The 25383-nt window shown below is 66.1% G+C and carries 21 protein-coding genes and 2 tRNA genes; 9 read left to right on the top strand and 14 right to left on the bottom strand.

The genetic code is table 11. The features are described 5' to 3' along the window. Positions 1 to 9 precede the first annotated feature (9 nt). The 3 genes from AC1PPK_RS11750 to AC1PPK_RS11740 are packed head-to-tail and all read right to left on the bottom strand — an operon-like array spanning position 10 to position 1833. Positions 10 to 636, bottom strand: a complete 627-nt coding sequence (locus tag AC1PPK_RS11750; RefSeq protein WP_481117992.1) for a YqiJ family protein — start codon at positions 634 to 636, stop codon at positions 10 to 12. Then, on the bottom strand, positions 633 to 1307 hold the full coding sequence (locus AC1PPK_RS11745) for a PspA/IM30 family protein (protein ID WP_481117991.1): 675 nt from the start codon (positions 1305 to 1307) through the stop codon (positions 633 to 635). The genes AC1PPK_RS11750 and AC1PPK_RS11745 overlap by 4 nt, the downstream gene beginning before the upstream one ends. Beyond that, positions 1300 to 1833: a hypothetical protein gene (locus AC1PPK_RS11740; RefSeq protein WP_481117990.1), complete on the bottom strand. Its 534-nt coding sequence runs from the start codon at positions 1831 to 1833 to the stop codon at positions 1300 to 1302. Before AC1PPK_RS11740 ends, AC1PPK_RS11745 begins: the two co-directional genes overlap by 8 nt. Positions 1834 to 2137: 304 nt before the next feature. On the opposite strand from AC1PPK_RS11740, the gene AC1PPK_RS11735 reads away from it, so the two are divergent. From AC1PPK_RS11735 to AC1PPK_RS11715, 5 genes are all read left to right on the top strand, one after another. Continuing rightward, the gene (locus AC1PPK_RS11735; RefSeq protein ID WP_481117989.1) at positions 2138 to 2704 is read left to right on the top strand and encodes a TetR/AcrR family transcriptional regulator; all 567 of its coding nucleotides are present in this window, start codon (positions 2138 to 2140) and stop codon (positions 2702 to 2704) included. Beyond that, positions 2701 to 3657 (top strand): HlyD family secretion protein, encoded by a 957-nt coding sequence (locus AC1PPK_RS11730; protein ID WP_481117988.1) that lies wholly within the window; start codon positions 2701 to 2703, stop codon positions 3655 to 3657. The genes AC1PPK_RS11735 and AC1PPK_RS11730 overlap by 4 nt, the downstream gene beginning before the upstream one ends. 1 nt (position 3658) lies before the next feature. After that, the gene (locus AC1PPK_RS11725; protein WP_481117987.1) at positions 3659 to 4585 is read left to right on the top strand and encodes an ABC transporter ATP-binding protein; all 927 of its coding nucleotides are present in this window, start codon (positions 3659 to 3661) and stop codon (positions 4583 to 4585) included. 4 nt (positions 4586 to 4589) lie between these two features. Beyond that, complete coding sequence (locus AC1PPK_RS11720; RefSeq protein ID WP_481117986.1) at positions 4590 to 5711, top strand: ABC transporter permease; 1122 nt, start codon at positions 4590 to 4592, stop codon at positions 5709 to 5711. Positions 5712 to 5864: 153 nt separating this feature from the next. Beyond that, a complete protein-coding gene (locus tag AC1PPK_RS11715; RefSeq protein WP_481117985.1) occupies positions 5865 to 6416 on the top strand; it encodes an H-NS family nucleoid-associated regulatory protein in 552 nt (183 codons plus the stop codon). A 48-nt stretch (positions 6417 to 6464) separates the two neighbouring features. Here the strand turns inward: AC1PPK_RS11715 and AC1PPK_RS11710 are convergent, their stop codons facing one another. The 10 genes from AC1PPK_RS11710 to AC1PPK_RS11665 form a co-directional block, all read right to left on the bottom strand. Beyond that, positions 6465 to 7856, bottom strand: a complete 1392-nt coding sequence (locus AC1PPK_RS11710) for an exonuclease domain-containing protein (RefSeq protein WP_481117984.1) — start codon at positions 7854 to 7856, stop codon at positions 6465 to 6467. Between the two features lie 4 nt (positions 7857 to 7860). Then, complete coding sequence (locus AC1PPK_RS11705) at positions 7861 to 8334, bottom strand: hypothetical protein (RefSeq protein WP_481117983.1); 474 nt, start codon at positions 8332 to 8334, stop codon at positions 7861 to 7863. A 151-nt stretch (positions 8335 to 8485) separates the two neighbouring features. Beyond that, a tRNA-Tyr gene (locus AC1PPK_RS11700) sits at positions 8486 to 8570 on the bottom strand. Between the two features lie 59 nt (positions 8571 to 8629). Beyond that, positions 8630 to 8705, bottom strand: a tRNA-Ala gene (locus AC1PPK_RS11695). Between the two features lie 56 nt (positions 8706 to 8761). After that, positions 8762 to 9742, bottom strand: coding sequence for an L-threonylcarbamoyladenylate synthase (locus AC1PPK_RS11690; RefSeq protein WP_481117982.1), 981 nt, complete (start codon positions 9740 to 9742; stop codon positions 8762 to 8764). A gap of 6 nt (positions 9743 to 9748) precedes the next feature. Beyond that, positions 9749 to 10903 carry a 5-(carboxyamino)imidazole ribonucleotide synthase gene (locus AC1PPK_RS11685; protein ID WP_481117981.1) on the bottom strand — a complete coding sequence of 385 codons (1155 nt, stop codon included), beginning with the start codon at positions 10901 to 10903 and terminating at the stop codon, positions 9749 to 9751. 18 nt (positions 10904 to 10921) lie between these two features. Further along, positions 10922 to 11419 carry a 5-(carboxyamino)imidazole ribonucleotide mutase gene (gene purE, locus AC1PPK_RS11680; RefSeq protein WP_481117980.1) on the bottom strand — a complete coding sequence of 166 codons (498 nt, stop codon included), beginning with the start codon at positions 11417 to 11419 and terminating at the stop codon, positions 10922 to 10924. Between the two features lie 3 nt (positions 11420 to 11422). Beyond that, on the bottom strand, positions 11423 to 12280 hold the full coding sequence (gene folD, locus AC1PPK_RS11675) for a bifunctional methylenetetrahydrofolate dehydrogenase/methenyltetrahydrofolate cyclohydrolase FolD (RefSeq protein WP_481117979.1): 858 nt from the start codon (positions 12278 to 12280) through the stop codon (positions 11423 to 11425). A gap of 169 nt (positions 12281 to 12449) precedes the next feature. Beyond that, positions 12450 to 13082: a response regulator transcription factor gene (locus AC1PPK_RS11670; protein WP_481117978.1), complete on the bottom strand. Its 633-nt coding sequence runs from the start codon at positions 13080 to 13082 to the stop codon at positions 12450 to 12452. Continuing rightward, the gene (locus tag AC1PPK_RS11665; protein WP_481117977.1) at positions 13057 to 15771 is read right to left on the bottom strand and encodes a PAS domain-containing sensor histidine kinase; all 2715 of its coding nucleotides are present in this window, start codon (positions 15769 to 15771) and stop codon (positions 13057 to 13059) included. The genes AC1PPK_RS11670 and AC1PPK_RS11665 overlap by 26 nt, the downstream gene beginning before the upstream one ends. Positions 15772 to 15968: 197 nt before the next feature. Here AC1PPK_RS11665 and AC1PPK_RS11660 point away from each other — a divergent pair, with 197 nt between their 5' ends. From AC1PPK_RS11660 to lpdA, 4 genes are all read left to right on the top strand, one after another. Then, positions 15969 to 17162 carry an ABC transporter substrate-binding protein gene (locus AC1PPK_RS11660; RefSeq protein WP_481117976.1) on the top strand — a complete coding sequence of 398 codons (1194 nt, stop codon included), beginning with the start codon at positions 15969 to 15971 and terminating at the stop codon, positions 17160 to 17162. 428 nt (positions 17163 to 17590) lie between these two features. Continuing rightward, the gene (gene aceE / locus AC1PPK_RS11655) at positions 17591 to 20266 is read left to right on the top strand and encodes a pyruvate dehydrogenase (acetyl-transferring), homodimeric type (protein WP_481117975.1); all 2676 of its coding nucleotides are present in this window, start codon (positions 17591 to 17593) and stop codon (positions 20264 to 20266) included. An 18-nt stretch (positions 20267 to 20284) separates the two neighbouring features. Next, positions 20285 to 21961, top strand: coding sequence for a dihydrolipoyllysine-residue acetyltransferase (gene aceF / locus AC1PPK_RS11650; RefSeq protein WP_481117974.1), 1677 nt, complete (start codon positions 20285 to 20287; stop codon positions 21959 to 21961). A 10-nt stretch (positions 21962 to 21971) separates the two neighbouring features. Continuing rightward, a complete protein-coding gene (lpdA, locus tag AC1PPK_RS11645; RefSeq protein WP_481117973.1) occupies positions 21972 to 23753 on the top strand; it encodes a dihydrolipoyl dehydrogenase in 1782 nt (593 codons plus the stop codon). A 603-nt stretch (positions 23754 to 24356) separates the two neighbouring features. Here the strand turns inward: lpdA and AC1PPK_RS11640 are convergent. Continuing rightward, complete coding sequence (locus AC1PPK_RS11640) at positions 24357 to 25370, bottom strand: dihydroorotate dehydrogenase-like protein (protein WP_481117972.1); 1014 nt, start codon at positions 25368 to 25370, stop codon at positions 24357 to 24359. Positions 25371 to 25383 lie beyond the last annotated feature (13 nt).

Raw genomic sequence — 25383 nt, 5'->3', positions numbered from 1 at the left:
CGTGGGCGCCTAGATCAGGTCGGGATGGGGGTTCGCGATGCAGCGGTAGAAGGCGCCGGTCTTGCTGACGATAAGTACCTGAGCTCCTTCGGCAAAAACGTCAGCGTCCAGGTCTGGCTCCACCATCAGGTAGTGGCTGCGGCCGTGGGCGTCCCGCACCCGGGCCTGCGCGGCAAGGCCCTTCCGTGCGGAGCCGCCGATCACCACGCCGGTGCGTCCGAGCAGACTTTGTTCGCTGACGGCGCTCGTTTCGTCCCGCGGGACGATGTGGGCAATGAGGGTGCCGAGGGCACGCACCGTCGCCAGCCCTGCCGGTATGGCCAGCAGGGCGGCCGGGAGTGCCGGCACATAACCGCCGAGCAGTCCATGGGCCAGCATCTGCAGGCTGTAGCCGAAGAGCGCGTAACCGGCCAGGAAGAGCAGCAGCACCACGAGCGCCGGCACCTTGCCGATGTGCAGCCAGCCGAGCACGCGATCCAACCCGGTGTCGCCGTCGATATCGGGCTGCAGGTCGTTCAACCAATCGCTGGGGCTCATCGACAGCAGCATGCCCAAGCCTTCGAGCAGCGCGATACCGACGATCAGCGCGAATCCGACGCCGAAGGGCAGGGTCTCGGGCGCACTGAGCAGGCTCATGCCTTGCCCGCCTTCAGTTGGGCGATCCGCTCGGCGATGCGGTTTTCCCGCACCAATTCATCCAGAGCCTGGAGCTGAACGGCCTGCTCCAGACCATCGCTGCGGGTGAGCCCGTCAAGACCGGTCTGGCGTTCAAAGACCCGGTCGAAGGCTTCAGTGACGGCATCGATGCGCCTCGCGGCGGAAGTCCCGGCACCGGCGGCAACGGGCACCGCCGGGCTTCCCGCGGCCCGGCTCTTGCGGAACTGGGATAGGGCTTCCTGCATCTCGCGCTTCTTGGCCAGCAAGGCGGCTACGTAGCCCTGCAGTTCGCCCTCCTGCAGCAGATAGTCGCCGAGGGTGGCTTCAAGTACGGGCAACTGGGCTTCGATATCCAGCAAGCGGGCCACCGCGGCCTTCGCCAGGTCTTCCCGCCCGCTGGCCAGCGCCTCGTGACTTTGCGCCGTGAGTGCCGTGTGCTGGGCGTTGAGGCCGGTATGTCGCTGCTGGGAGAGATGACGGTTGGCGGACACCACCCCGAGTTCGTGGCGCACGTCGTCGATCACCGCATCGGCATCGCGGATCGACTGCTCCATCATCGCTTCGGGCGCCTTGTCTTCGATCCTGTCGAGAATCGCGTGCGCGCCGCCGGCAATCACCCGGCCGACCCGGGTTTTGAGGGAATCAGACATCGGTGAATCCTTTCAGAAGCTGGAGGTTGGTGACTAACTCGACTGTCTTGCCCAGGTGGCGCCGGACGACCGCAGGGTCATAGGCGGCGGCCTCAGGCGTAACCCCTTGCCGGAGCAGCGTTTCGCCCAGCCCGAAGACCCGGCGCACAAGTGCGTCTTCGAACTTTCTGGCATCCGCTTCTGTAGCCGGGGACTGGCTCATGACAAGCGCCAGCAAGGCGGTGAGGTGTTCCAGGAGCAGGCTCACAACTTCGGAGCGCGCTTCCATCTCGCTTTCGAGACGTACCAGCCCCTCGCGCAGACGCGTCGTCAGATCACGCGCCCAGGTATGCGCAGCCATGTAGTCGAGCGCGCCGTCATGCTGACGTTTGAGCTGGCCGAGCAGGACCCGCAACTTGTCGCTGTTGGTCGTTGCCCCGTCGATCTGCAGCTGAGCAAGCCAGACATACAGATCGCCGGGAATCCGAGCCGAAAGCGGCTCCATTGAAACTACCGATGCTTGACTCGCCATGGTGTTCGTCTTCAAGCGATTTCATATGCATACATATTCATGCAAATGAACTTTATTAGTCAACAAGCATATCCATTTCGGGATTGGACTATGCGTACTGCACCGGCTTCGTCGATGCAGTAATGACTGAGGCCCCCACAGCAGCCTTCGGGACGCCGTAGGTCACGAGCGTCTTCGTCTCTAAGCACGCCGGTGTCAATCAGGGTGTCCAGACATTCCTGCCCGTACGGCAGCACGCGGAGAGCCCCCGAAAGACCGATGCCGCGCTTGCGCTTGCGCTTGCTTGGTAGTCCTACCAAGAACTTGGTAACCTTACCAAATGCAGGATTCCAACCCCTCATCAACCGGCATCCGCCGCCGCATCCTCGACGCAGGCCTTGCCCTGCTGCGTGGGGAAGGCCTGTTCGCGCTGACGCAGCCGCGCATCGCCAAAGCGGCCGGCGTCAGCCAGAGTCATCTAACCTATTACTTTCCGACCCGTGACCGGCTGATGCTGGCAATCGCCGAGCACTCCGTCGAACAGGAACTCGGCCAGCTCGGCGGCGCTGCGGGCACCGACCCCAAGCTGGCGCTGGCGACGGCCATGCGCTTCCTGCCGCGGGTCAGGATGATGCTCGGCCTACTGGCTTCGGGCGACCGGGACCCGGACATCCGCCCCGAGTTCGCTCGCCTCGTCGCCTTCATGCGCAATGCCCTCGGCCAGGTTCTGATCCGCCTGGGCTACCGCCCGGACGCCCCCCAGGTGCTGGTCTTCCATGCCGCAGTGATCGGGCTGGCAATGATGAACCTGGGTCGCCAGAGCGCCGAGTCGGAGCAGGAGATCGACATCGGCCTCACTCAACTGCTGGCCCTCCTGCCCAGGCCGGACGAAGGAGACACCCCATGAAGCTCACCCGCAGCCCCCTGCTCCTCGCAATCCTCCTGTCCGCCTGCGGCAAAGCCCCCGACGCCGGCTTCCAGGGCTACGTGGAAGGCGAATACCTGTACCTGGCCGCCCCCCAGGCCGGCTACCTCAAATCCCTCGACAGCCCGCGGGGCAGCCGCGTGAATGCCGGGCAGCAGCTGTTCGCCGTCGCAGCCGATCCCGACAACCAGGCTCTCGCCGAGGCAGAGGCCCGCAGCGGCTCAGCGAAGGAAAAGCTGGAAAACCTCAAGGCACCGCGCCGGGCGCCGGAGATCGCCGCCCTCGAAGCCCAGCTGGCTTCCGCCGTCGCCGCCCGGCGCCTGGCCGACACCCAGCTCGCCCAGCAGGACGCCCTGTTCCGTCAGCGCTTCGTCGCTCAGGCCCGCGTGGACGAGGCCCGCGCCAATCGGGACCGTGCCGTCGCCGCCGTCGAGACGGCCCGCCAGCAGCTGGAAACCTATCGCCTGGCCCTTGGGCGCCAGGCCGAACTGCGCGGCGCCGAAGCAGATGTGCAGGCCGCTGCCGCCCAGGCCGCCCAACGGCGCTGGGCCGTCGAGCGCAAGACGGTTACCGCACCGGCCGTCGGCGAGATCGCCGAGACCTACTATCGCCCCGGAGAATGGGTGCCGGCCGGCGCGCCGGTGGCCAGCCTGTTGCCGGACACCCGGCGCCGGCTGCGCTTCTTCGTGCCGGAAACCGCGGTCGCCACACTGAAGCCCGGCCAGGCCGTAGAAGCCCGCTGCGATGCCTGCCCGACTCCGATTCGCGCCACCATCGACTTCATCGCGCCGCAGGCGGAATACACGCCGCCGGTCATCTACAGCCGCGGCAGCCGCGAAAAGCTGGTCTTCCGCGTCGAGGCCGCGCCCGCCGCCGAACAGGCCGCCAGCCTGCGCCCTGGGCTACCGGTGGACGTCAGCCTGGCCGGACACTGACATGGACGAACTGGTCATCGACGTTGCCGGACTCAACAAGCATTTCGGCGACAAGCACGTGGTGCGCGACCTCGGCCTGCAGGTCCGCAAAGGCGAAATCTACGGTTTCCTCGGCCCCAACGGCAGCGGCAAGACCACCTCGATCCGCATGCTGTGCGGCCTGCTAACGCCGGACAGCGGCAGCGGCACCTGCCTGGGCCTGGACGTGCTGACGGACAGCGCCGCCATCAAGCGCCAGGTCGGCTACATGACCCAGAAGTTCTCCCTGTGGGACGACCTCAGCATCGTCGAGAACCTGGACTTCGTCGCCCGCATGTTCGGCATGCCGGACCGACGTGAGGCTGTAGATCGGGCCATCGACGAACTGGGCCTCGGTGGGCGCCGCAAGCAGCTCGCCGGCACCCTCTCCGGCGGCTGGAAGCAGCGCCTGGCCCTGGCCAGTTGCCTGCTCCACCGGCCGCGCCTGCTGCTCCTCGACGAACCCACCGCCGGCGTCGACCCGAAGGCCCGCCGCGACTTCTGGGAAGAGATCCACCGCCTGTCCGCCGCCGGCATCACCATCCTGGTATCCACCCACTACATGGACGAGGCCGAGCGCTGCCACCGCCTGGCCTATATCGCCTACGGCAACCTGCTGGCCTCCGGTACCGCCGACGAGGTCGTCGCCAATTGCCAGCTCAACACCTGGGAGATCGCCGGCGACGGCATCCACGGGCTTGCCGAACGCCTGCGCCAACTACCCGGCGTGGACCTGGTGGCCAGCTTCGGCACGGCCCTGCACGTTAGCGGCACGGATGCAGCACGGCTCGCCGCCAGCCTGGAGGCCATGCAGAAGGAAACGGGCCTGGCCGTCACACCGGTCGCCCCGTCCCTCGAAGACGCCTTCATCCACCTGATGCAACACACCGCCGACCCGTTGGGGAACTGACACCGTGGCCCGCTTCTCCTTCTCCCGCTGGCTTGGCATCCTGATCAAGGAATTCATCCAGCTCCGCCGCGACCGCCTGACCTTCGGCATGATCGTCGGCATCCCGATCATCCAGTTGATGCTGTTCGGCTTCGCGATCAACTCCGACCCCAAGCACCTGCCCACCGCGGTGGTGATGGCCGATCCCGGCCCCTTCTCCCGCGCCTGGGTGGCCGCCATGCGCAACAGCGACTACTTCGCCATCGTCGGCAGCGTAGACGAACGCCAGGCCACCGCCCTGCTGGATCGCAGCGAAGTACAGTTCGTCGTCACCTTCCCGCCCGGCTTCAACCGCGACCTGGTGCGTGGCAAGCCGCCCACGCTGCTCGTCGAGGCCGACGCTACCGACCCGATGGCCACCGGCGGCGCCATCTCGGTGCTCAACAAGCTCGGCGCCGAAGTCTTCGCCGCCGACCTGCCCGGCCTGCAGCCACCTGCCAGTCAGCTCGTGGACCTGCGCATCCACCGCCGCTACAACCCGGAAGGCGTCACCGCCTACAACATCGTGCCCGGCCTGATGGGCGTGATCCTGACGATGACCATGGTGCTGATGACCGGCCTGGCGATGACCCGCGAACGGGAACGGGGCACCTTCGAAAACCTGCTCGCCACTCCGGCTACGCCGCTGGAGGTGATGACCGGCAAGATCGTGCCCTACATCCTGATCGGGCTGATCCAGGTCACGCTGATCCTGCTCGCCGCACGCTGGATCTTCGACGTGCCGATGTACGGCAACCTGCTGCTGCTCTACGGCGTGGTGCTGGTCTTCATCTGCGCCAATCTGACCCTCGGCATCACCTTCAGCTCCATTGCGCGCAACCAGTTGCAGGCGATGCAGATGACCTTCTTCTTCTTTCTGCCGTCGATGCTGCTGTCCGGCTTCATGTTCCCCTTCCGCGGCATGCCGGAATGGGCCCAGACCATCGGCAACGTCCTGCCGCTGACCCATTTCCTGATACTGGTGCGTGGCATTCTTCTCAAAGGCAACGACATCAACATGCTGTGGGCGCAGATCTGGCCTATTCTCGCCTTCATGGCGGGGGTGCTCACCATCGGCCTGAAGACTTTCCGCAAGACGCTGGACTGAGAACAGGGCGTCAACAACCGCAAATCCGCGTTAATGGATCAGATAAATGTTTCATAATGCTGAACTTGGCAGGATCACTGTGGCCTGCCCCGTTTTTGCCGAATCATGACCACCCGCACCCGATCCGCCCCCGCAGAAGCCGCGTCGTCCTCCATGACAGAACTGAAGTCGTATTCGCTGCCCGAGCTCGAAGAACTCGCGGAGCAGATCAAAGCCGCAATCCTCAAGCGGGAACAGGAAGAACAGGAAGCCGCCCGGCGCCAAGCCGAAGAGGCTGAACGCGCTGCACGGGCCGCCGAGGAAGAAGTCGCCCGCCTGGCAGCGGAAGCCGCCGCAAAGGCCGCGGCCGAAGCGGAAGAAAAGGCCCGCGCCGCGGTCGCCGCCAGGGAGCGCAAGCAGGCCGCCGAAAAAGCCCGCCGCGAAGCCGCGGAAGCCAAGGCACAGGCCGAAGCGCAAAAAGCGAAAGAGGCTGCACAGGCGGAAATCTCTTTTGTGGAGGCCACCCCGCCGGCTCAACCTGAAGTAGCAGTGCCGCAGGTGCGCTTCATGCATCCCTCCAACCGCGCCCTCACCTGGTCCGGCGATGGCCCCAAGCCCGACTGGGTCAATGCCTGGCTGGCCACCGGCGGCACGCTGTACGCCCTCGAAGTCGCCGCCGAGAAACTCGCACCCAAGCCCATTCCGGCCAGCCTCCGACCGCGCTGAGAACCGATCGCCGAGGCCGTGCCGGCCGCTGTGCCGGCACCCGTGCCGTCAGGCCGACGGTAACTGCACGATGCGGGCGCGCTTGAGCGCCTTCTGCAGGATCTTGAACACGTCGCCGTCGAAAGCCGGCCGGGCGGTTTCCAGCAGCGCGAACACCGCCGCCTCGTCCTTCGCCGTGCCCAGATAGCACCAGTTGTCCACCACGTGCACCGCCGTGCCCTCGCGGATACCCACCGGGCCGGGATGCGGCCAGGCCTCTACCTTCAGTTTCTGCAAGGCCATCATCAGGCGGGCGGTGTGCATCGCCTGGCTTTCGCCCCCAACGCAGACGCCGCGGCAGCGCTTCAGCTGGTAGCCGAAACAGGGCTGACCGGGCGGCTGCTTCTCGAGGCCGAGGCAGACCTGGCACAGCTTGTGTTCTTCGGCCAGGCCGCGCAGCGTGCGCAGCGCCGTTGCGCGGCTGCCGAAAAAACCGAACAGGTCATCACCCCAGTTCTCCGCCAGATCACGCGCGTACACCAGTTCGGGGCGCCGACCGCCCTCGCCATCACCCACCAGCCGCCATGCGCACAGGTCGGACTGGCGGCGAAGGCGGCGGTTATGGAGAGGCTGGCGACTCTTCACCAGCGAAGCCTCAAGCAGCAGCGCCTCGATCTCGCCCGCCGTCTCTATCCACTCGATGCGCCGCAACTGCTGGGACAGGGCCATCTCCTTGGCGTTGCGACGGTCGGCGCTGAAGTGGGACAGCACCCGCGTGCGGATGTCCTTGCTCTTGCCCACATACAGCGGCAGGTCGTTCTCGCCGAAAAAGAGATACACACCGGGCCGCTCAGGCAGCTCGTCAAGGACGGACTCGTCCAGCTGCGGCGGCACCGACGGCCGGCCGGTCAGCCGCGCGATCTCGGCGTCGATCCGCCCTTCGTCGAAATGCCCGTGGATGTGCTGCCAGAACTGCCAGATCAGCTGGGCATCGGCCAGCGCCCGATGGCGCTCGCCGACCCGCAGGCCGTGCCGCTCGATCAGGCTGTCGAGGCCGTGGCGCTTGTGCTCCGGATACAAAGCCCGCGACAGCTTGACGGTGCACAGCACCGGCGGCCGCAGCGCCAGCCCGGCCCGCTCGAAGGCGTTGCGCAGATAACCGTGATCGAAGCGCGCGTTGTGGGCAATGAACAGGCGCCCGTCGAGACGCGCATGGATTTCCGCGGCCACCTCGGCAAAGCGCGGCGCATCCGCCACCATCTCGTTGCTGATGCCGGTCAGGCGGGTGATGAACTCCGGGATGCGGCTGGACGGGCGGATCAGCTGCGACCACTCCCGCACGCCGTCCTCATCCACCTCGACGATCCCGACCTCGGTGATCCCCTCTTCGGTAGCCGCACCACCATTGGTCTCGATATCGACGAAGGCCAGCCCGCGCCAGCGTCCGTTGGCAAGCTGCACCGGGTCAGCCCCGGCGCCAGCCGCCCGGCCGGCGGCGGGGCGCCGCGTCCTCTTCGGCGGGCTTGGCCTTCGGCATCAGCAGGTTCTTGCCGCCGACCGACTTGGACGCCTGGTGGGCGCGCACGGCCTCGGCGACCTGCTCCTCCTGCATGACGATGGACGGGGTCTTCTCCGCCGGCTCGTATTCGGAGAGCTTTTCCCGCAGCAGGAAGATCCGCTCGGCGGTGTCGGCCTTCTTCGGCAGACGATGCACGAGCTGCAGACCCGCCTCCGTCAGCGTGTAACGGCCATCCACCTCGACGATCAGGTCGTGAGTCGCGAAGCGGCGGAAGGCCTCGGCCCAGCGCGCCTCGGAACCAACACCACCATCGAGCAGATCCGCAGCCGCGACGATCTCGACCATGTCGGCCGGCCTCCGTTTGGTGGCAAGCAGCATGGACAAGAGCAGGAGTGCATCGACATCTTGGACTGGATACATGGGTGACCTTTACAAAAAAGAAGTGAAAACCGGAAGGCACCGACACCCCGAGCGAACTCAATGGGCACCCTGCATTTCACTACCGGTCAGCTGCGCACGCAAAATGTAAAAAAGGCCCAAGCTTTCACTCGGGCCTTTTCACGAATTCTTGTGGTGGAGGGGGAAGGATTCGAACCTTCGAAGGCAGTGCCGTCAGATTTACAGTCTGATCCCTTTGACCGCTCGGGAACCCCTCCACGGGGAGCTGCTTATAAAAACGCCAGCAATCCGTGTGCTGTTGGCATTCTTGAAACTTTGGTGGACCGAATGAGGATCGAACTCACGACCTCCGCATTGCGAACGCGGCGCTCTCCCAGCTGAGCTATCGGCCCACGCGAAGCGCGCATTATAGCGAACTTGAGCGCAGATGCAAATGCTTCGCGTGCGTTCAGGTCTCGTCGTCTTCGCCGGAGCCCACCGCGGCACGCCCGAGGCGATCGATCACCGCCCCCCACGCCGCCTCGTCCGGCAAGGCTTCGACAAGGATGCGGACGGCCGGGGATTCGTCGAGGCTGCGCAGCGCTGCATACAGATCGTGGCCGTAGCCAGCCGAGTCGGCGGGCGCTGCGATCCAGATCACGCCGACCGGTAGATCGGCCGGTGCAGGCCTGCGTGCCAGCACTGCGTCGCCGGCCTGCAGGCGGGCGGAAATGCTCTCCGCCGGCACCAGTTCCAGCGGCGTCCGCGGCGCATAGTGGGCTGCGAGGGCACCGGACACGCGCGGCGCCGCGTCGGGCTGCGCTTCCTCGCCGCGCAGGCGCGGGCGGCGCCCGATGACGCGGGCAATGTCGTCCACGCCGATGGCACCCGGACGCAGGATCACCGGCACGTCCCGCGACAGGTCGAGGATGGTAGATTCCAGACCCACCTCGCAGGCACCGCCGTCGAGGATCATGGCGACGCGATCGCCCAGTTCCTGACGCACATGTTCGGCGGTGGTCGGACTGATCCGTCCGAAACGGTTGGCCGACGGCGCGGCGATGCCGGAGCCGAAGGCCCGCAGCAACTCCAGCGCCACCGGATGGTTGGGCACCCGCAGGCCGACGGTGTCCTGTCCGCCGGTGACCACGTCGGGCACGCCCTCTTCCTTCTTCAGGATCAGGGTCAACGGCCCCGGCCAGAAGGCGCGTGCCAGCGCGATCGCTTCTTTCGGGATGTCGCGCGCCCAGATCGTGAGCTGTTCCGCGTCGGGTAGATGGACGATCAGCGGATGGTCGGCCGGACGTCCCTTGGCAGCGAAGATCCGCGCGGCCGCATCGGGGTTCAGCGCGTCGGCACCGAGGCCATAGACCGTCTCGGTCGGCAGTGCGACCAGTTCGCCCTGGCGCAGCAGTTCGACTGCGCGCCGGATATCATCGCCCATCGCCATCGCTGCTTACTCGTCGCGGATGCCGATGGCCGCACGGGCTGCCATGGCCTTGGCCAGCACCTCGACGGGGTCGTCGCCGACCACCGTGAAGTGGCCCATCTTGCGGCCGTGGCGGGCCTGGTGTTTGGCATACAGATGCAGACGCAGGCCGGGCACGGCGTGCAGCAGGGACCAGTCCGGCTCCCGGTAGCGGCCTTGCGGCGAACCGCCTTCGTACCACAGCTCGCCGAGCAGGTTCACCATCACCGATGCGCTGTGCTGGCGCGCCTCGCCGAGGGGCAGACCGCAAAGGGCACGGACCTGCTGCTCGTACTGGCTGGTGACGCAGGCGTCGATGGTGTGGTGGCCGCTGTTGTGCGGGCGCGGCGCCATTTCGTTTACGTAAAGCTCGCCGCGGGACACGAAGAACTCCACCGCCAACGTGCCGATGAAGCCCAGCCGCTCGGCGATGCGCTCGGCGTATTCCTGGGCCGAATCCCGCTGGCAGGCAGAAGTCCGTGCCGGCGCGATGGACACGTCGAGAATGCCGCGGCTGTGCTGGTTCTCGACGGTCGGGAAGCATTTGACCTTGCCGTCCTCGTCGCGGGCCAGCACCACCGACACTTCATAGTCGAGGCTCAGCATGCGTTCCAGCACGCAGGGCTCACCCTTGAACTGACGGAACGCGGCCAGCGCCTCGGCGGCATTGGCGACGCGGGCCTGGCCCTTGCCGTCGTAGCCGAAGCGCGCGACCTTGAGGATCGCCGGATAGAGGCCGGCGTCCGCCACAGCGATATCGGCTTCCGCCTGGATCACCGCGAATGGGCCATGGGGCAGTCCGTTGTCGCGCAGGAAGGATTTTTCCGCGATGCGGTTCTGGCACACCGCCACCGCCGCCGCGCCGGGACGAACCGGCACGAACTTGGCCAGGTAGTCGAGGGTCGCCGCTGGCACGTTCTCGAACTCGGTGGTCACCGCGGCACAGGCCTCGGCGAGCTGGTCGAGGGCAGCGAAATCGTCGTAACCGGCCTGCAGGTGGCGGTCGGCGATCAGGCCGGCCGGGCTGTGGGGATCGGGGTCGAGGACCCACACCTTGTAGCCCATCTCGTGGGCCGCAGCGACAAAGAAGCGGCCGAGCTGGCCGCCGCCGAGCATGCCGAGGGTGGCGGGCGGAAGAATCATCGTTTCAATCCTGCGAAATCAGACCGGGTCGAGGGTCATCGCCAGCACGCTGGCGGTCTGTTCGGCGCGGAAGGCTTCGAGCTTGTCGGCCAGCACCGCGTCGGTACCGGCCAGCAGCGCCACCGCGAACAGGCCCGCGTTGGCGGCCCCCGCCTCGCCGATGGCGAAGGTGGCGACCGGAATGCCCTTCGGCATCTGCACGATGGACAGCAGCGAGTCCTTGCCCGACAGCGCCTTCGACTGCACCGGCACGCCCAGCACTGGCAACGTCGTCTTGGCGGCGATCATGCCCGGCAGGTGGGCGGCGCCACCGGCGCCGGCGATGATCGCCCGCAGGCCGCGCTCGCGGGCCTGCTCCGCGTATTCGAACATCAGGTCGGGGGTGCGGTGGGCCGAGACCACGCGGGCCTCGAAGGGCACGCCGAAATCCTTCAGAACCTTGGCGGCGGCCTGCATGGTGGGCCAATCGGAATTGGAGCCCATGACGATGCCGATGACGGGTTGTTGCTCGCTCATTGTTCAGGCCTTCCGGGCTGCACGGGTCGCCGACTCGACGGTATTGGCGAGCAGCATGGTGATGGTCATGGGGCCGACGCCACCGGGCACCGGGGTGATCGCGCCGGCCACGTCCTTGGCGGATTCGAAATCCACGTCGCCACACAGCTTGCCGTCCGGCAAACGGTTGATGCCCACGTCGATGACGACCGCACCGGGCTTGACCATGTCGCCGGTGACGAACTTCGGCTTGCCGATGGCGGCCACCAGGATGTCGGCGCGGCGGGTGTGGAAGTTGAGGTCGCGGGTGCCCGAGTGGCACACCGTGACAGTGGCGCCGACAGCGGTGAGAAGCATCGCCATCGGCTTGCCAACGATGTTGGAGCGGCCGATCACCACGGCCTCGGCACCGCGCAGCGGCACATCGATGCTCTTCAGCATTTCCATCACGCCATTCGGCGTACACGGCACAAAGGCCTCCTGGCCCTGGGACAGGCGGCCGACGTTCTCGGCGTGAAAACCATCCACGTCCTTCTCGACGGAAATGGCCTCTAGAACGGCCTTCTCGTCGAAATGCTTGGGCAGCGGCAGCTGCACCAGGATGCCATGCACCGACGGATCGGCGTTGAGCTCGGCGATCTTGCCGAGCACATCAGCCGGAGCGGCATCCTGCGGGTATTCGAACTTGAGGGACTTGATGCCGGCCTTCTCGCAGCCGGCCACCTTGTTGCGGACGTACACGGCGGAAGCGGGATCGCCGCCCACCAGGATCACCGCGAGACAGGGCTGGGTGCCCTGGGCGGTCAGTTCAGCCGCCTTCGCGGCGAGTTCTCCGCGCAGTTTTGCGGAAAGCGCGTTGCCATCGATAATGCGAGCCGTCATGCCGCTGCCCCTCAGGAAAAACCCGTGAGTTTACCATGGCTTGCGCTGGGGGCGAATTCGGGTTTCGAATAGCTGCGTAAAGCGTCACGAGAACATGCCCGCGTGGAAGCATCCCCCGCGGACTTGCTGACGGCTGACGGCCACAGGCATCCCTGCCCTGCAGCCAGACTCAGCTCCGATTCACCTCGACGGCCATCACGTTCTGCACCAGCTCAGCCAGGGACTGGGCGGCCATCTTTTCCATCACGCGGGCGCGATGGACCTCGACGGTCTTGATGCTGATCCCCAGCACGTCGGCGATCTGCTTGTTGAGCTTGCCGGCAATGATCAGCTCCAGCACCTCGCGCTCCCGCTGGGTGAGCTGGTCGAGACGGCGTGCCACCTCCGCATCCTGGCGGCGACGGGCGCGGCTCTCCTCCTCCTTGGCCAGGCACTGGGTGACGAGGCGCAGCAGCTCGGCGTCGTTGAACGGCTTCTCGATGAAATCCACCGCCCCTTTCTTGAGGGCGGCCACAGCCATCGGCACGTCGCCGTGGCCGGTGATGAAGATGATCGGCAGCGTGCAGTACTGGGCGCGCAGGCGCTCGTGCAACTCCAGTCCGCTCATGCCGGGCATGCGCACGTCGAGCAGCAGACAACCGTTGAACTCCGGCCGCCAGGCGCGCAGGAAGTCTTCGGCGGACGCGAAGGCCTCGACCTTGAAACCCTGCGATTCGAGCAGCCAGACCAGGGAGTCGCGCAGGGCTTCGTCGTCATCCACCAGGTAGATGATCTGTTCAGGCGTCGAGGCTGGCGGTTTCACGGGTGGTCTCCAAAGGCAAGGTGAAGCGGAAGATACATCCTCCCGCGGGGTTGGCGTCTACCCATAGACGCCCTTCATGGAATTCGACGATGGAACGGCAGATGTTGAGCCCCATGCCCATGCCTTCCGACTTGGTGGTGTAAAAGGGCGTGAACAGCCGCTCCCGCGCCTCGTCGGAAAGCCCGGGGCCATGGTCGGCGATCTCCACCTCCACCTGATCGTGCTCTACACAATGGGCCGACACGATCAGCACACGTTCCTCGGCAGGCGTGTCGCGCATCGCCTCGATACCGTTCTTGACCAGGTTGAGTACCACCTGCTCGACCATCACCGCGTCGACGAACACCGGTGGCAGGTCATGTGGCAGCTGGTTCAGCACCTGCGCACCGTGGCGACGGGCGTCCACCTCGAGGAAGCCGATCGCGTCGTCCACGATGCCCGCCAGGGACACCGGCGCGCGGCGCGGCTCGCTCTTGCGCACGAACTCGCGCACCCGGCGGATGATCTTGCCGGCGCGCTCTGCCTGAGCGCTGGCCTTCTGCATCGCGGTGAGGATGTCCTCGCGCCGGTATTCGCCGGATTGCAGCCGATTGACGCAGCCCATCGAGTAATTGGCGATGGCCGCCAGCGGCTGGTTGAGCTCGTGTGCCAGGGTGGACGCCATCTCGCCCATCGTGATCAGGCGCGAGGTGCGTTGCAGGCGCTCCTGCTGCGCGCGGTTCTCCTCGTCCACGCGCTTGCGGTCGGTGACGTCGGTGGCGATCGCCATGCGCACCACGCGGGCGTCCACCCAGCGGATGGCGCGCTCGCGGATGTGGTACCAGCGCCCCGACAGCGCGTTGCGCAGCTCGCCGTCGTACAGCTCGCGGGGCACGTGATCCAGCGTCAGGCGGCGCGGATCGACGTCGTACCACTGGGTATCCGGCGGCGTCGGCAGGCCGTAGCGCCCGACCCGCTGGCCGACCGCATCGAAGCCGTAGATGCTCTTGAAGGCCCGGTTGGCGAAAAGGATCTCGTCATTGGCCGCGTCGGCCACGTACACCGCCGCATCGAGACCGTCGAGCACCGCCACGAAACGTTCGTGGGCCGCCTCCAACTCAGCGCGCACCCGCTTCGGCTCGGTGATGTCGGTGATGGAGGCCATCCAGCCGGTCTGCCGCCCTTCTCCGTCGATCAGCGGCGACAGGTAGAAGCGCGTATCCAGACGCTGTCCGTTCTTGCGCCGGATGCGCATCTCGAAGCCGGTGTTCGGCGCGTTGCCGGCGAGGGTCAGCTCCAGATTGCGCTGCAGCGGATCGTAGCTGTCCTTCGGCCAATAGGGAAAAGGCGCCCGCGAGCCGACCAACTCCTCCCGCGACCAGCCGGTCATGCGGCAGAAGGCCGGGTTCACATAGATGATCTCGCCGTTCAGGTCGATGGCGCGCAGACCGGTGACCAGGGACTCCTCCATCGCCTGGCGGAACGCGTACTCGGCGCGCAGCGCCTCCTCGGCAGCCTTGCGCCCGGTGATGTCGTGGGCGACGGCGTACATCAGCTTTTCCTCGGGAACCGAATTGACGCTCCAGGCCAACCACTTGTAGCTGCCGTCGGCACAGCGGCAGCGGTTCTCGAAGGCCCCCGGCGTACCCGACGCGAGGCTGCGCAAGTGCTCGATGGTCTCGGCCACGTCCTCGGCGTGGATGAAGTCGAGGAAGGAGCGCCCGGGCAAGTCGTCCGGGCGATGGCCGAGGATCCGCTCGAAGGCCGGATTGCTGCGCCGGAACTCCCCGTCCAGGCTGAGGATCGCCAGCATGTCGAGGGACAGGTTGAAGAGGCGGTCGCGCTCCTTCTCGACGCGCACGCGGCGGCGCATGTGGGCCCGCAGCAGCCACAGGCTCCACAGCACGAACACCGACAGCCCGACGATGACGATGATCGGGAAGCCTTTCGGCAGATCGCTGGCCACGTGATAAGCCGTCGCCTGCAGGGACAGGCCGTTGCCCGGCGGATCGAGTTCCACCGAGAAGGCCAGGCTCTCGTCGAGGGGATGGACCGCCGAGTTCATGCCCAGCACTTCGCCCTCCGGGCCGGTGAAGGCCAGGCGGTACTTCTCGCCAAACCAGCTCGGCACCAGGTGCGTGACCATACGCTCGATGGAATACACCGCGATGATCGCGCCCAGCGGGGTCCGCCCCTGCTGCACCGGCACATAGACTTCCAGCACCGCCATGTTGCGGCCGTTCACGTAGGCCTCGCCATACACCGGCCGCCCCACTTCCCAGGCCCGCGCCAGCACCGCCGCCTGGGTGCCGGACAGCGCATCGCCGACCAACCAGTCAGTGGTATCGAAGGGGGCGGTCCATTTGACGCGCTGCCCGCCGGCCACCCACACCACGTTGACCAACTCAGGATTGTTGGCAATGTGCTGGTTGGCCCGCACCTGGAAGGCGTCGGCATCCAGCGTGCCCGCCGCCAGCTCGCGGGACAGCTGGGACAGGAACTCCTCGGTGCCCTGCATGTGCAGGCGCATCGTCTGTTCGGCCCACTGAACGTCGCGCGCCAGCGCGTTGCTCTGCGTCTCGCGCTCCTGGTGCTGCAGCGTCCACACGATGACCAGCATGGCCAGCGCGAACACCAGCACGGCAATGTAAGGCGCCGTCCAGTACCAGTCGGCACGGGGCAGCGCGGAAGATCGAGACTTGTTCGGCATTTGCCTTTCATCCTGCTAGGGTCCGCCAAGGCCGGGCATCCGGGCTTACCCTAACCGGGCAGCCCTTGCCCCTTCAGGCACGGCAGGCCGGATGCTACGGGTTTTCACCAATACCCGCCCCCCAGGCGACGGAATAGCTTGCAGCGTTCATCCGCAGCGACTTGCAACAACACCTACAACGACAGGCGGAGACACCCTTGCTTCGAATCGTGCGCCTGGCCGGCATCGCCGCCCTCAGCCTGACTGCGCTGTGCGCCAGCGCAGTCGAACCGATCAAGGTCGGCGTGTCCGGCCCCTTCACCGGTGGCTCGAATCCGATGGGTATCGCCATGCGCGATGGCATCCGCCTGGCCGCGCAGGAGATCAACGAAGGCGGCGGCATCCTCGGCCGGCCAATCCAGCTGATCGAACGGGACGACGAAGCCCTCCCCGAACGCGGCGCCCAGGTCGTCCAGGAACTGATCAACCGGGAGCGCGTGATCGCCGGCCTCGGCATCGTCAATACCGGCGTCGCACTGGCCAGCCAACGCTTCTACCAGCAGGCCCACATCCCGATGATCACCTCGGTGGCCACCGGCTCGATCATCACCAAGCAGTTCCTGCCCCCCCAGTACCCGGACAACTATATCTTCCGCGTGTCGGCGCCGGACTCCATCCAGGCCGCGATGATCGTCGAGGAAGCGGTCGAGCGGCGCCACCTGCGCCGGCTGGCGATCTTCCACGACAGCACAAATTATGGCCAGCTCGGCCGCGAGGACCTGGAACGGGCCCTTGAACGCCACGGCATCAAGCCGGTCGCCATCGAGCGTTTCAACATCCGCGACGTAGACATGACGCCGCAGCTGACCCGTGCCCGCGCCGCCGGCGCGGAAGGCATCCTCACCTACGGCCTCGGCCCAGAGCTCGCCCACCTTGCCAACGGCATGGTGCGGATCGGCTGGAAAGTGCCGCTGGTCGGCAGCTGGGCGCTGGCCATGTCGAACTTCATCGACAATGCCGGCCCCAACGCCGAGGGCACCCGCATGCCACAGACCTTCATCCAGGAAGGCGAGACTCCGCGGCACAAACGCTTCATCGAACGCTACCGCAAGACCTTCGGCGTGGAGCGCATTCCGGTGGCGCCGGCGGCCGCCCAGGGTTATGACTCCATGCTGCTCCTCGCCGCCGCCATCCGCCAGGCGCGCAGCACCGAAGGCCACCGCCTGCGGGAGGCGCTGGAATCGCTGCAGGAACATGTGGAGGGCATCGTCATGGTATATGATCGCCCCTTCTCCAAGACCGACCACGAGTCCATCGACTCGACGCGCATCCCGGTCATGGGGGAAGTACGCAACAGACAAGTGGTCTTCGCCTATGACGAAGACCGGAAGCGGGACGCGTTTCACAAATGATCCCGCCACGCGGAACACCCATTTCCGCAAGCGGCCGGGGGTTTTCTCCCTCCCTCCCTCGCCCCCGGCCGTTTTTTTTCCTCAATCCGTCGAATGAAGCTTCGCCGGCCGGTGCCCTCGGGCCCGGCTGGCGGTAAGCCTTGCGGACACCCCCTGATGTCCGCGTTCCTGCTCTTCGCCAATCCACATCAGCGTTGTTCCGCATGGGCTCGATCGCGCCCGTATTCCGTCCACCGCGCCCCGCCGCACGCGGGAAAAGCAAAAATTTACTCAGACTAGAAGCTCGCCCTTATTGCACATTGCGATAGATCGTTTTATATTGCGAAAAATCAGGACCGCGATCCGGTCCGCGCAGGTTTGCAGTGAAGCCCCGCTGTCGCCACCCGCGACGGCTATCCACAACCCGCAAGTCATGAGGAGACAAGACCATGGCCGCGAATACGCAAAACATCCTGGCTGACATCGATGCCCAGGAAACCAAGGAATGGCTGGACGCGCTCGAAGCAGTCGTCGCACAGGAGGGCTCCGAGCGGGCTCACTTCCTGATCGAGAAGCTGATCGAAGCCGGGCGTGAGGAAGGGATCGACATCCCCTACTCGGCCAACACCCAGTACATCAACACCATTCCGGCCGACCAGCAGCCCAAGTACCCGGGCGACCCGGACATGGAGATCAAGCTCCATTCCTACATCCGCTGGAATGCCATGGCCATGGTCGTGCGCGCCAACAAGCACACCAACGTCGGCGGCCACATCGCCTCGTTCGCTTCGGCCGCCGCCCTCTATGACGTCGGTTTCTCCCACTTCTGGAAGAGCGTCGACCACGAAAGCGGTGGTGACCTGATCTTCTTCCAGGGCCACTCGGTGCCGGGCGTCTACTCCCGCGCCTACATGCTGGGCCGCCTGTCCGACGAGCAGATGGACAACTTCCGCCAGGAAACCGACGGCAAGGGCATCTCGTCCTACCCGCACCCCTGGCTGATGCCGGACTTCTGGCAGTTCCCCACCGTCTCCATGGGCCTCGGCCCCCTGTGTGCGATCTACTCCGCGCGCTTCATGAAGTACCTCGCCAGCCGCGGCCTGATCGACGCCGCCAAGGCCGAGCAGCGCAAGGTGTGGGCCTTCCTGGGTGACGGCGAGACCGACGAGGTCGAGTCCCTCGGCGCCATCGGCATGGCCGCCCGCGAGAAGCTGGACAACCTGATCTTCGTGATCAACTGCAACCTGCAGCGCCTGGACGGCCCGGTGCGCGGCAACGGCAAGATCATCCAGGAACTGGAAGCCGAATTCCGCGGCGCCGGCTGGAACGTCATCAAGCTGATCTGGGGCACCCACTGGGACGCCCTGCTCCAGCGCGACACGAAGGGCATCCTCAAGAAACGCATGATGGAATGCGTGGACGGTGAATATCAGACCTTCAAGGCCAAGAACGGCACCTACGTCCGCGAGCACTTCTTCAACACGCCCGAACTGAAGGAACTCGTCGCCGACTGGACCGACGACGACATCTGGCAACTGAACCGCGGCGGCCACGATCTGTTCAAGATCTTCTCCGCCTACAAGGCCGCCTCCGAGCACAAGGGCCAGCCGACCCTGATCCTCGCCAAGACCATCAAGGGCTTCGGCATGGGCCAGTCCGGTGAGGCGATGAACATCTCCCACCAGCAGAAGAAGCTCGACATCGAATCGATCAAGCGCTTCCGCGACCGCTTCGGCCTGCCGGTGCCCGACGACCAGCTCGCCGAACTGCCCTACCTGAAGTTCCCGGAAGACTCCGCCGAATACAAGTACATGCGCGACCGCCGCATGGAACTGGGCGGTTTCCTGCCCAGCCGCCGCCGCAAGGCCGACGCGCTGCCGGTGCCGGCTCTCGACACCTTCGGCGCGCTGCTGAAGGCCTCCGGCGAAGGCCGCGAGCTGTCCACCACGATGGCCATCGTGCGCATCATGAACACCCTGCTGAAGGACAAGCAGATCGGCAAGAACATCGTCCCGATCGTGCCTGACGAGTCCCGCACCTTCGGCATGGAAGGCATGTTCCGCCAGTACGGCATCTGGAACCAGCAAGGCCAGAACTACGTTCCGGAAGACCATGACCAGCTCATGTTCTACAAGGAAAGCGTCACCGGCCAAGTGCTGCAGGAAGGCATCAACGAAGCCGGCTCGATGGCCGACTGGATCGCCGCCGGCACCGCCTACAGCGTGCATGGCGTGCAGACGATCCCGTTCTACATCTTCTATTCGATGTTCGGCCTGCAACGCACCATGGACCTGTGCTGGGCGGCTGCCGACCAGCGCACCCGCGGCTTCCTGATCGGCGGTACCGCCGGCCGCACCACGCTGAACGGCGAAGGCCTGCAGCACGAGGACGGCCACAGCCAGCTCCTCGCCAACATGATTCCCAACTGCATCAGCTACGACCCGACCTTCCAGTACGAAGTCGCCGTGGTCGTGCAGGACGGCATGCGCCGCATGTTCGCCGAGCAGGAGGATGTCTACTACTACATCACCGTGATGAACGAGAACTACGAGCACCCGGAAATGCCCGCTGGTGCCGAAGCCGACATCATCAAGGGGATGTACGCCTTCCGTAAGGGCGGCGAAGGCGCGCTGCGCGTCCAGCTGCTGGGCTCCGGCACGATCTTCAACGAAGTCATCGCCGCCGCCGACCTGCTGAAGAACGACTGGGGCGTCGAGGCCGACATCTGGGGTTGCCCGAGCTTCAACGAACTGGCCCGTGACGGCCAGGACGCCAGCCGCTGGAACCTGCTGCACCCGCTCGAGGCCCCGCGCAAGTCCCACGTCGAACAGAAGCTCGAAGGCGCCGTCGGCCCGGTCATCGCCGCCACCGACTACGTCAAGCTGTTCGCCGAGCAGATCCGTCCCTTCGTCAAGAACCCCTACATCACGCTGGGCACCGACGGTTTCGGCCGCTCCGACACCCGCGAGAAGCTGCGCCACTTCTTCGAAGTGGACCGCCACTGGGTCACCCTGGCAGCCCTCAAGGGCCTGGCCGACGAGGGCAAGATCGACCGCGACAAGGTTGCCGCCGCACTGGTCAAGTACAACCTTGACCCGTCCAAGCCGACCCCCCTGTCCGTCTGATCGCCGAGGAGTACAAACATGAGCCAACTCATCGAAGTCAAAGTCCCCGACATCGGCGATTTCTCCGACGTGCCGGTGATCGAACTGTTCGTCAAGGTCGGTGACACCATCAAGGTGGACGACGCCATCGCCACCCTGGAGTCCGACAAGGCCACGATGGACGTCCCGTCCTCCGCCGCCGGCGTCGTCAAGGAAGTGCTGGTCGGCCTCGGCGACCGCGTGTCCGAAGGCGCCGTGCTGATCAAGATCGAAGCCGGCGCTGCCGCTGCGGTGGCCGCTCCGGCCTCTGCAGCCGCCGCCCCTGCTCCGGCGCCCGCTCCTGCGGCAGCCCCGGTCGCCGCGGCCCCGGCTGCCGCGCCAGCCGCCGCCGGTGGTGGTGGCGTGGTCGAAGTGAAGGTGCCGGACATCGGCGACTTCTCCGACGTGCCCGTCATCGAACTGTTCGTAAAGGTCGGCGACAGCATCAAGGCTGAAGACGCCATTGCTACGCTGGAATCCGACAAGGCCACGATGGACGTGCCCTCCTCCGCCACCGGCGTGGTGAAGGAAGTGCTGGTCCAGCTCGGCAGCCGGGTGTCCGAAGGCGCCGTGCTGATCAAGGTCGAAACCGGTGCCGGCGCAGCTGCGGCTCCGTCCCCTGCCGCCGTCGCCGCGGCGGCAACTCCGGCCGCGGCCCTGTTGGTGGACGGCGCCCCGGCGCTGGCCGCTCCGGTCGCTGCCGCAGCCGCCGTTGCAGCTGCCGCCCCGTCCGCCGTCAAGCTCGGCGGCAAGGTGCACGCCAGCCCGTCCGTGCGTGCCTTCGCCCGCGAACTGGGCGTGGATCTGGCCCAGGTCAAGGCCACCGGCCCGAAGAACCGCATCCTGCAGGCCGACGTCACCGCCTTCGTGAAGGGCGCCATGAGCACCGGCGTCGTCCCGGGCAAGACCGTCGCCGCCGCTGCCGTCGGCAGCCTGGGTGGCGGGCTCGATCTGCTGCCGTGGCCGAAGGTGGACTTCTCCAAGTTCGGCGAGATCGATGTCAAGCCGCTGTCGCGCATCAAGAAGATCTCCGGCCAGAACCTCGCCCGCAACTGGGCGATGATCCCGGCCGTGACCTATCACGAAGATGCCGACATCACCGACCTGGAAGCCTTCCGTGTCCTGATGAACAAGGAGTACGAGAAGTCCGGCAAGAAGCTGACCATGCTCGCCTTCATCATCAAGGCCTCGGTCCGCGCGCTGCAGGAGTTCCCCGAGTTCAACACCTCCCTCGACGGCGACAACCTGGTGTACAAGAAGTACTTCAACATCGCCTTCGCGGCCGACACCCCCAACGGCCTGGTCGTGCCGGTGGTGAAGGACGCCGACAAGAAGAGCGTGTTCGAGATCGCCGCCGAAACCGGCTCCCTGGCCAAGCTCGCCCGTGACGGCAAGCTCAAGCCGGCCGACATGTCCGGTGCCTGCTTCACCATCTCCAGCCTCGGCGGCATCGGCGGCACCTACTTCGCGCCGATCGTCAATGCGCCGGAAGTGGCCATCCTGGGTGTCAACAAGTCGGTGATGAAGCCGGTGTGGGACGGCAAGCAGTTCGTGCCGCGCCTGACCCTGCCGATGTCCCTGACCGCCGACCACCGCGTGATCGACGGCGCCCTGGCGACCCGCTTCAACGTGTACCTCGCCCAACTGCTGGCCGACTTCCGTCGGGTCATGCTCTAAGGAGATCGCCATGAGCCTCGTAGAAGTCAAGGTTCCGGACATCGGCGATTTCTCCGACGTCCCGGTCATCGAGCTGTTCGTGAAGGTCGGCGACACCATCAAGGTGGACGACGCCATCGCCACCCTCGAATCCGACAAGGCCACGATGGACGTCCCGTCCTCCGCCGCCGGCGTGATCAAGGAAGTCCGCGTCGCCCTGGGTGACCGGGTCGGCGAAGGCAAGGTGCTGATCGTCGTCGAAGCCGACGGCGCTGGCGCCAGCCCGGCTCCTGCGGCCGCCGCAGCACCGGCTCCGGCCGCCGCGCCCGCTGCAGCTGCGGTGGCCGCCCCGGCCGCCGCCAGCCACGCCGGCGCGGCCGACGTGGAGTACGACATGGTCGTCCTCGGCGCCGGTCCCGGCGGTTATTCCGCCGCCTTCCGCGCTGCCGACCTGGGCCTCAAGACCGCCATCATTGAGCGCTACGCCACCCTTGGCGGCGTGTGCCTGAACGTCGGTTGCATCCCGTCCAAGGCCCTGCTGCACGTGGCCGCGGTCATCGAGGAAGCCGAGCACGCCTCCGTCGCCGGCGTCAGCTTCGCCAAGCCCTCCGTCGATGTGGATGCCCTGCGCGCCCACAAGGACAAGGTCGTCGGCAAGCTCACCGGCGGTCTGGCTGGCATGGCCAAGGGCCGCAAGGTGGACGTGATCCGCGGCTACGGCAGCTTCCTCGACCCTAACCACATCGAAGTCGAGGAAACCACTGGCGGAGCCCAGGACAAGACCGGCGCCAAGAAGGTCGTGAAGTTCAAGCAGGCCATCATCGCCGCCGGCTCCGCTGCAGTGCATCTGCCCTTCATCCCCCGCGACCCGCGCATCGTGGACTCCACCGGCGCGCTGGAACTGCGCTTCGTCCCGAAGAAGATGCTGGTCATCGGCGGCGGCATCATCGGTCTGGAAATGGCCACCGTCTATTCAACCCTCGGCGCCCGCGTCGATGTGGTGGAAATGATGGACGGCCTGATGCAGGGCCCGGATCGCGACGCCGTCAAGGTATGGGAAAAGCAGAACGCCAGCCGCTTCGACAAGATCATGCTGAAGACCAAGACGGTCGCCGTGGATGCCAGGGAAGACGGCCTCTACGTCACGTTTGAAGGCGAAGGTGCCCCCACCGAGCCGGTCAAGTACGACATGATCCTGCAGTCCGCCGGCCGTGCCCCCAACGGCAAGAAGATCGGCGCCGACAAGGCCGGCGTGATCGTCACCGACCGCGGCTTCATCCCGGTGGATGCGCAGATGCGTACCAACGTGCCGAACATCTTCGCCATCGGCGACGTCGTCGGCCAGCCCATGCTCGCCCACAAGGCGGTGCATGAAGCCCACGTCGCAGCGGAAGTCGCCGCCGGCCACAAGGCCGCCTTCGACGCCACCGTGATCCCGGGCGTGGCCTACACTCATCCGGAAGTGGCATGGGTCGGCTACACCGAAGCCCAGGCCAAGGCCGAAGGCAAGAAGGTCGAGACCGCCAAGTTCCCGTGGGCCGCCAGCGGCCGCGCGATCGCCAACGGTGCCGACTACGGCTTCACCAAGCTGATCTTCGACGCGGAGACCCACCGGGTCATCGGTGGCACCATCGTCGGCCCGTCGGCCGGCGACATGATCGGCGAAGTGTGCCTGGCCATCGAGATGGGCGCCGACGCGGTCGACATCGGCAAGACCATCCACCCGCACCCGACCCTTGGCGAAACCGTCGGCATGGCCGCGGAAGTCGCCCACGGCAGCTGCACCGACGTGCCGCCTGCCCGCAAGAAGTAAAACGCCAACGTTCCGATCCCTGTTGCAGCGTTGTTTTGGCGGCCCTCGTGGCCGCCATTTTTTTTGCCTGTTTTCGGGGCGTTGATCCGCCGACCTGAACATTCGCAGCGCGGGCATGAACCCGTGTGGCCCGGATTGGAACCCGGGCTGCCGGGACTGGAACATTCGCCCCGTAAACCTGAAGTACCCGAGCCCCGCGTTGAAGAAGTTCCGCCCGGCGTTGAAATGTCGCCCCGGCGATGTGAACATGAAGCACGCGGACTTGAACCATCGCGGCTCCGCGTTGAACTCACTCCCCCTGGCGGTGAACCTTCGCGCCGGCGATCTGGACTCGAGAGGCGCGGATCGGAACTATCGACGCACCGACCTGAACCCGCGCCCCCCGGATGTGAACCGGCGCCCATCCGGGATGAAGCCGTTCAACCCGGATGGGAACATTCGCAGCCCGGAGCCCAGTGGGTTCACAACGGAGCCCCGCACGCCTGGCCGCGGGAGACGGGGGTTCAAACGGCCAAGTGCCGGGTTCGGCGCGCAGCCGGACTATTTCCGAACCCAACACCGCGCACTGATTCCTGCGCTACGCCTGTTTGACGCGCCGCCCGCTCAGCGCCACACGCCGCTGCGCGGCGTGAAGCTGTCCAGCACCTTGATGTAGCTGCGCCGGGCCACTGCGTCCGGATCACTCAGGTTGGACTGGCACATGCTGCCTTTCAGCTGCGCGATGGAGTGGTATTCCCGCTCGGCCATCCAGGCCTCCATGTCCCGCAGAATCAGACTCAGGCGCTCGGAACCATGGCTCAGCAGGCAGGACGCCAGGTGCACCACGTCGGCACCGGCCAGCAGCAACTTGAGGGCCTCGTCGGCGCTGTGCACGCCGCCGGTAGCGGCCAGCGTCATCTGCGTCTGGGCCCGCAGGATGGCGATCCAGCGGATGCGCAGCAGGGCTTCTTCCCGGCTGGACAGGTGTAGTTGATCCACCATGCGCAGGCTGTCCAGATCGATATCCGGCTGGAAGAAACGGTTGAACAGCGCCACGCCGCTCGCTCCGACCAGTTCCAGGCGTCGCACGAAATGCGGCAGCGACGAGAAGAACGGCGACAGCTTCATCACCACCGGAATCTTCACCACGCTGCGCAGTTCCGCCAGCAAGGCCACGTAACGCGCCTCGACGGAATCCCCGCTCTCGGCCGGGTCCGCCGCCACGTGATAGACGTTGAGTTCCAGCGCATCGGCGCCGGCCTCCTGCAAGGCCAGGCCGAGATCCACCCACCCGGACGGCGTCACCCCGTTGAGGCTGGCAACGACCGGGATGGACAGGCGCTGTTTGACTCGCCGCAGATGCTCCAGATAACGCTCCAGCGCGCCCTGGAACTCACCATGGTCAGGCAGGAAGCCGGACGACTCGCCGTCGTGGAAATCGGCGTGCAGCAGGAAGCGGTCGGTCATCGCGTCCTCGGCGAGGATCTCCTCCTCGTAGAGGGAATGCAGCACCACCGCTGCCGCGCCGGCGTCCTCCAGGCTCAGCAGCGAATCGAGCTGCTTCGATAAAGGCGAAGCGGACGGCACCAGCGGGTTCTTCAGCGTGAGGCCGAGGTATTCGGTAGTCAGATCGATCATCGCAAGTCTCCGT

The organism is Zoogloea sp. JDB1, assembly GCF_056724025.1.
The sequence above is the reverse complement of the archived record's forward strand: the minus strand, read 5'-3'. Positions and strand labels throughout refer to the sequence as shown.

Excerpts from the sequence above, each read along its gene's own strand:
- AC1PPK_RS11750 (WP_481117992.1), bottom strand. The coding sequence starts at position 636 with ATGAGCCTGCTCAGTGCGCCCGAGACCCTGCCCTTCGGCGTCGGATTC.
- AC1PPK_RS11730 (WP_481117988.1), top strand. The coding sequence starts at position 2,701 with ATGAAGCTCACCCGCAGCCCCCTGCTCCTCGCAATCCTCCTGTCCGCC.
- AC1PPK_RS11715 (WP_481117985.1), top strand. The coding sequence starts at position 5,865 with ATGACAGAACTGAAGTCGTATTCGCTGCCCGAGCTCGAAGAACTCGCG.
- purE (WP_481117980.1), bottom strand. The coding sequence starts at position 11,419 with ATGAGCGAGCAACAACCCGTCATCGGCATCGTCATGGGCTCCAATTCC.
- AC1PPK_RS11685 (WP_481117981.1), bottom strand. The coding sequence starts at position 10,903 with ATGATTCTTCCGCCCGCCACCCTCGGCATGCTCGGCGGCGGCCAGCTC.
- folD (WP_481117979.1), bottom strand. The coding sequence starts at position 12,280 with ATGACGGCTCGCATTATCGATGGCAACGCGCTTTCCGCAAAACTGCGC.
- AC1PPK_RS11725 (WP_481117987.1), top strand. The coding sequence starts at position 3,659 with ATGGACGAACTGGTCATCGACGTTGCCGGACTCAACAAGCATTTCGGC.
- AC1PPK_RS11735 (WP_481117989.1), top strand. The coding sequence starts at position 2,138 with ATGCAGGATTCCAACCCCTCATCAACCGGCATCCGCCGCCGCATCCTC.
- AC1PPK_RS11690 (WP_481117982.1), bottom strand. The coding sequence starts at position 9,742 with ATGGCGATGGGCGATGATATCCGGCGCGCAGTCGAACTGCTGCGCCAG.
- AC1PPK_RS11745 (WP_481117991.1), bottom strand. The coding sequence starts at position 1,307 with ATGTCTGATTCCCTCAAAACCCGGGTCGGCCGGGTGATTGCCGGCGGC.
- AC1PPK_RS11705 (WP_481117983.1), bottom strand. The coding sequence starts at position 8,334 with ATGTATCCAGTCCAAGATGTCGATGCACTCCTGCTCTTGTCCATGCTG.
- AC1PPK_RS11665 (WP_481117977.1), bottom strand. The coding sequence starts at position 15,771 with ATGCCGAACAAGTCTCGATCTTCCGCGCTGCCCCGTGCCGACTGGTAC.
- aceE (WP_481117975.1), top strand. The coding sequence starts at position 17,591 with ATGGCCGCGAATACGCAAAACATCCTGGCTGACATCGATGCCCAGGAA.
- aceF (WP_481117974.1), top strand. The coding sequence starts at position 20,285 with ATGAGCCAACTCATCGAAGTCAAAGTCCCCGACATCGGCGATTTCTCC.
- lpdA (WP_481117973.1), top strand. The coding sequence starts at position 21,972 with ATGAGCCTCGTAGAAGTCAAGGTTCCGGACATCGGCGATTTCTCCGAC.
- AC1PPK_RS11640 (WP_481117972.1), bottom strand. The coding sequence starts at position 25,370 with ATGATCGATCTGACTACCGAATACCTCGGCCTCACGCTGAAGAACCCG.